The organism is Alphaproteobacteria bacterium SS10 (assembly GCA_019192455.1).
Classification (GTDB): Bacteria; Pseudomonadota; Alphaproteobacteria; order TMED2; family TMED2; genus TMED2.
Map to the genome: position 1 here is coordinate 196,265 of JAHCML010000009.1, position 6,000 is coordinate 202,264.

General features: G+C 59.8%; 5 protein-coding genes. 4 read left to right on the forward strand and 1 reads right to left on the reverse strand.

Features of this window, described 5'->3' with window-relative positions; translation table 11 throughout:
- Positions 1–50: 50 nt before the first annotated feature.
- A complete protein-coding gene (locus KI792_14430; protein MBV6634220.1) occupies positions 51–977 on the reverse strand; it encodes a LysR family transcriptional regulator in 927 nt (308 codons plus the stop codon).
- Between the two features lie 125 nt (positions 978–1,102).
- Here KI792_14430 and KI792_14435 point away from each other — a divergent pair, with 125 nt between their 5' ends.
- The 4 genes from KI792_14435 to KI792_14450 form a co-directional block, all read left to right on the forward strand.
- Positions 1,103–2,512, forward strand: coding sequence for an aspartate ammonia-lyase (locus KI792_14435; protein MBV6634221.1), 1,410 nt, complete (start codon positions 1,103–1,105; stop codon positions 2,510–2,512).
- Positions 2,513–2,570: 58 nt separating this feature from the next.
- Positions 2,571–4,070, forward strand: coding sequence for an aldehyde dehydrogenase (locus tag KI792_14440; GenBank protein ID MBV6634222.1), 1,500 nt, complete (start codon positions 2,571–2,573; stop codon positions 4,068–4,070).
- Between the two features lie 45 nt (positions 4,071–4,115).
- Complete coding sequence (locus KI792_14445; GenBank protein MBV6634223.1) at positions 4,116–5,156, forward strand: aldo/keto reductase; 1,041 nt, start codon at positions 4,116–4,118, stop codon at positions 5,154–5,156.
- Positions 5,157–5,185: 29 nt separating this feature from the next.
- Positions 5,186–6,000 (forward strand): beta-lactamase family protein (locus KI792_14450; protein MBV6634224.1); only part of this gene is annotated, 815 nt, incomplete at its 3' end.

Genomic DNA, 6,000 nt, shown 5'->3' on the forward strand with positions numbered 1-6,000 from the left:
AGATATCGGGCCTTTCTTTAGGTTCAGTCTTATGGCTTCAGCGCCTCCCCTCACTCAGACCGCAGCCAGTTCACAAACTGCACGGACCTGGTCCGCGCTTGTTGTTCGCTCGAGATTTCTAGCCAGTAGCCTCTGGGCCCGGTGACCACGGTTTGGTCGATGGGGACCAGGCTGCCGGCGGCCAGTTCGTATTCGATCATGTGGCGGTCAACGATGGCGAGGCCGGCGCCGTTCTTGGCCGCCTCTATCGCCATTTCTAGCGTGGCGAAATCGAGGGAGGTTTCGGGGAAGTCGCCCCGCGCCTGGCCCGACACCGCGAACCAATCATCCCAGAGTGGCAGGCGCTCCTCCTCATCCAGCACATGGAACAGGCAGCTATCGGCCATGGCCTTTGGATCGTCGCGCAAGCTGGGCGCGCAAACCGCCATATGCTGCTCGATCAGCAGCTGGGTGCTTTGCCCCGCCCGCTCCGCCCCGATGCCGAAGCGCACGCTGCAATCCATCCGGATATCGCCATGGGGCCTTGTATAGACCGCCAGATCATAGGCGGGGAACCGCTCCCTAAACGAATGCAGGCGCCGGGTCAGCCAGCGCGCGGCGAAGGTGGGTGGGGCCAGCAGGTTGATCCGCTGCCGGGCTGAAATGGCGCGGGTTTCGGCCACTGCCTCATCCAACAGGCCGAAGGTCTCAAATACCCGCTGGTGCAGGCTCGCCCCCTCCGGCGTTAGGGAGATGCTGTTGCCGATCCGGTGGAACAGGGTGATGTCCAGCGCCTCCTCCAACAGCTTGATCTGGCGGCTGATCGCACTCTGGGTCACGCCTAGCTGTTGTGCTGCCTTGGTAAAGCTTTGGCACTGCCCCACGGCGGAGAAAGCGCGGAGTGAGGTCAGGCTGGGTGGCGGTGCCTGTTGGGGTGGTGCTGATTGGCCTGCTGATTGGCCTGCCCCTGTGGGCTCTGTTGTGCCGGTGGCGCTCATCAAACTCAGCTCCTGCAATCATGGCTAGGTCATAACTTAAATGAATGACCCCAGGATTTTGTAATTTGAAAATGGCGGAAATACCAGCGACGCTGAGGTTTGATCGGCAATGTTGCGATGACGTCATGAAAGAAACTGATGCTTCATACCGAGTGGAAACCGATGATATCGGCATGATTTACGTGCCGAGCCATGCGGCTTTCGGCGCCCAAACCCAACGTGCGGTTGATCTGTTCTCCGTCTATGGCGCCAATCGGCTCTGCGCCTATCCCCGGCTGATCGATGCGATGTTGTTCATCAAGATCGCCGCCGCCCGGACCAATGTGGCCATCGGTGAGTTAGAGCGGCACCACGGCGATGCGATCATCGCCGCCGCCCAAACGCTGCTTGAGCATCGGCTGCCCGAAACCTTCCCGGTTCATGCCTTCCATGGCGGGGGCGGTATCGCGACCAACATGNACGTGAATGAGGTGCTGGCGAACCTTGCCAATACCGGGTTTCTGGACGCCCCGATTGCGGCCAAGGACCCGGTGCAGCCGATCGATCATGTGAACCTCAACCAATCCACCACCGACTGCCTCTCAACCGCCAGCCACATTGCGGCGCGCACGGCCTTTTTGGCGTTGGAGGCGGAGTTGCGCGGCCTGGTGGATGACCTCTCCAAATTCGGCGCTGAGGTGTCATCGGTGCGCAAGATTGCCCGCACCTGCCTTCAGGATGCGATTGATATCAGCGCCCAGGACTATTTCGACGGCGTTGCCTTCAACCTGATCAACCTAACCGGTCGGGCGCAGCAGGATGCCAGCCGCCTGGCGAAGCTGAACCTCGGCGGCAATGTGGTTGGCCGGAGCGATGATTGCAGCCCGGCCTATGTTGAGAACATCATGGCGCATCTCAACTACACCTTGGTTGAGGCCGGCCTCTCAGGTGATATCAGCCGGACCGAGAACCTCTTCGCCGCCTCCCAAGCGCAGGACCCGCTGCAGAACCTCTCTTCCTCCCTCGATCAGGTGGCGCGATCGCTGATCCGGTTTTGTAAGGACCTCCGTCTCATGGCCTCGGGCCCCAGCGCTGGGCTGTCTGAGATTACCCTGCCATCGGTCATGGCCGGGTCGTCCGCCATCCCGGGGAAGACCAACCCGGCCGTGCCGGAATTCGTCATCCAATGCGCGATGATGGTCTGCGGGCGGGGCGAGACGATCCGCATGACCCAGGATCATGGCGAGCTGGATTACAACCCCTGGTCAATGGTATTGATTGTGGCGCTGCTCGACATGATCGACCTGCTTTATAGCGCGACCTATTCCCTGCGCCGGCAATGCGTGCAGGGCATGCAGATGAATGCCGACCGCAACGCCCAAAACGCCAATAGCCTGGTGCCGAGCCTGATGAACATCAAACGGATGTTTGGCTATCGCTACGCCGCCAGCGTGGCAAAGCAGGCCGCCGGTGACCTCGGTGCCGTCCTGCAAATCTGGCAGCGCGATACCGCCGATAAGACCAACAACGACAAGAACAATAAGCCGGGCAGTTAGCCCAAACCCCTTCCGATAATCCGGGCCAGCCTGGCCCGGGCGTAACAAGGACTAGATGATGACGAGTAACGCTGAGATGAGTTGGGCTGAGACCTGGCTCGGCGAGAAGAAGCGACAGTATATCAATGGCGCTTGGGTCGATGGTGCCGGTGATGACTGGCAGGTGACCAACCCGGCCAACGGGTCGGTACTGGCCGATTATCGCTTTGCCACGGCGGGCCAGGTGGATGAGGCGATTGCCGCCGCCCATGCTTGCCATTCGAGCGGGGTTTGGTCCCGGCAAACCACGCGGAAGGAACGGGCGGATGCACTCAACGCCATCGCCCGGCTGATCCGGGAGAATACCGAGCGTCTTGCCCTGTTTGAGAGCCTGCCCAATGGCAAGCTGCTATCCGAGGCAATAGTGGATGACATCCCGACCTGCGCCGATATCTTTGAGTATTACGCCGGGTGGACCGACAAGTTTTACGGCGAGGTTTCACCGGTCGAAACCGGGTTCCTGAACTTCACCTCGAAGGAGCCGGTGGGCGTTTGCGCCCTGATCGCGCCCTGGAATTTCCCGCTCTACCAGGCCAGTTTGAAGATCGCGCCAGCGCTGGCCATGGGCAACACGGTGGTGATGAAACCATCGGAATACACACCGCTTGCGACCCTATTCCTGTTTGAGCTGATTGACCGCGAGCTCGACCTACCGCCCGGCCTGTTGAACCTAGTGGTGTGCGATGGGCCAGTGGCCGACCGCCTCACCATCAGCCGCGATGTGCACAAGGTTTCCTTCACCGGTAGCACCAATGTGGGCCGCCGCATCGTGCAAAATTCCGGGCAATCGAACCTGAAGGCCGTGACGCTCGAGCTGGGTGGCAAGTCGCCTTGTATCTTCTTTGACGACACGCCGGATTTGGATGCCGCCATCGACCGCGCCTTCAATGTCATGTTCTCCCATAAGGGGGAGAAATGCTCAGAGCCGACGCGGTTCCTGATCCAACGCGGCATCTATGACCGGGTGCTGGATGCGTTGATTGAAAAGGCGGCGGCGATCCGCTGCGGCGACCCGCTGGACCCAGCCTCTGACCAGGGCCCGCAATGTAACGCCGCGCAGTTCAAACGGATCATGGACTATATCGAGATCGGCAAGGGCGAGGCCGAGCTGGTCACCGGTGGGTCAGCGGATCAAGAGAGCGCCAATGCCGATGGCTTCTTCATCCGCCCGACCATCTTCTCAAACGTGCCGCGGGATGCCCGCATCGCGCAGGAGGAGATCTTTGGCCCGGTCCTGTCCTGCACCGCGTTCGAGGATGCGGATGAGGCGCTAGCGCTCGCCAATGACAGCGCCTATGGCCTGGCCGCTGGTCTCTACACCGCCGATCTCAGCACCGCCCATCGGATGGCTGATCGCCTTGATGCCGGGATGATCTTCATCAACCGGTATGGCTGCTACGGCCTCTCCAGCCCGTTTGGCGGTTTTAAGGAGAGTGGTTGGGGCAAGGAAATGGCCATCCACTCCCTTAGCTCATACACGAAAACCAAGGGTATCTGGGTCGCTTACGGCGATGCCTGATCACTCATCCCGCATATCCGCCAGCATCAATTAAGAGGGCGCGTCATGGAATATAATCGTCTTGGAAATTCTGGTCTGAAGGTGTCCCGGCTCTGCCTTGGCACGATGAATATGGGCTCCAAAAACTGGAAGCCCTGGATCTTTGATGAGCGGGAGAGTGAACCGCTGATCACCCATGCGTTGGAGCAGGGGATCAATTTCATCGATCTCGCCGATTTCTACTCCACCGGTGAGGGGGAGGCCGCGGTCTGCAACGTCCTGCGCCGGGTCGCGAAGCGGGATGAGCTCGTGATCACGACCAAGCTTGGCTATCAGATCGGCCGGGATGTGAATTCGGTTGGCCTGTCGCGCAAGCATGTGTTTGACGCCATTGATGGGTCCCTATCCCGGATGCAGATGGAGTACGCCGATATCTACATGATGCATTTCTTCGATACCGAGACCCCGGTTGAGGAGACGATGGAGGCGCTGAACGATGTGGTGCGCATGGGTAAGGCCCGGTATATCGGCGCCTCGACCATGTATGCCTGGCAGTTTGCCAAGATCCTCAATGTCTGTGAGCGCTATGGCTGGACCAAGCCGATCAACATGCAGCTTCAGCTCAACTGCGCCTACCGGGAGGAGGAGCGGGAGATGATCCCGCTTTGCATGGATCAGGGCATCGGCGTGTCGGTATTCAGCCCGCTGGCCCGGGGCCTGTTGGCGAATGACGCCACCTCGGTTCGGAACACCACCGACTTCTTTACCGCCCAGATGTATAACGACCAAACCTCGCTCGACATCTCACAGGCGGTGGCCAAGGTGGGCGCCAATCATGGTGTCCCGGCGGCGCAAATCGCCCAGGCCTGGGTCCTCCGTAAGTCAGAGATTTCGGCCATGCTTGTAGGGGCCGATAGTGTGGCGCAGATTGATCAGGCCGTCGCCGCCATGGACACCAAACTTAGCGATGATGATTTGCATGAGATTGAGCGCCACTACACCCCATGCGATGTGATCAATGACTACCGGGCCAGCACCCGAACGCCGCGCATGCCGCGACCATCCCAGGGATGCTATGCCGGTGAAGAAACAGCGAAGGCGGGGTAGGGTGCGAACCTCGCTTTAGGGGGACCGAAATGAAGAAACTGGCGATAGCGCTTATCGGCTTGTGTCTCACAGCAGCACCGGCACAGGCCGACCCGCTTCATCAGCAGGCGGTGGCCCTGACCCAGCAATCGGCGCCGATCATCATCGGGCGATCTGGGTTGGTTGACGGTGAGCGACATATGGATGTCGAAATGTCAGCCTTCCCCCATGTCAGCGCTGTCGACCCGCTGGTGGATATTGGATCCCTAACCAAATTTGTGACGGCGGTCGTTGTCCTGCACATGGTTGAGGCGGGTGAGTTCATGCTCAACACCACGCTCTCTGAGTTGTTGCCGAACGTGCCAGAGGATAAGCGGGATATCACGATCCACCAGCTACTGACCCACTCATCCGGTCTGGTAGAGTCTACAGGTAGTGATGAAGAGGTTTTGGGGCGTGATGCCTTCCTAAACCGGTTGATGGTAGCGCCGCTCGCCCACCCGGTGGGGGCACAATATCTCTACTCCAACGCTGGTTACTCACTCTTGGCGGCCATCGTCGAGGTGAAGGCCGGTATGTCCTTCGATGATTATCTCAATCAGCATGTTCTGGCCGCCAATGACCTGCCAGCCATGGGCTATCAAATCGCCTACGATCCGGCGCTGTCGATGAAGAGCGGCAGAAGCTGGCGCACTTGGTTCCAGCCATCGGCAATTGCCGAGGCAAGCTGGGGTGGCCCAACGCCTGGGTGGAACCTCATTGGCAATGGCGGGGCCGTCGCGACGGCGGAGGGGTTCTTGCTGTTCTGGGACGCTTTCTATTCTGGGCGGATCGTCACCCCATCATTGGTTGATCTTGCCTTAAC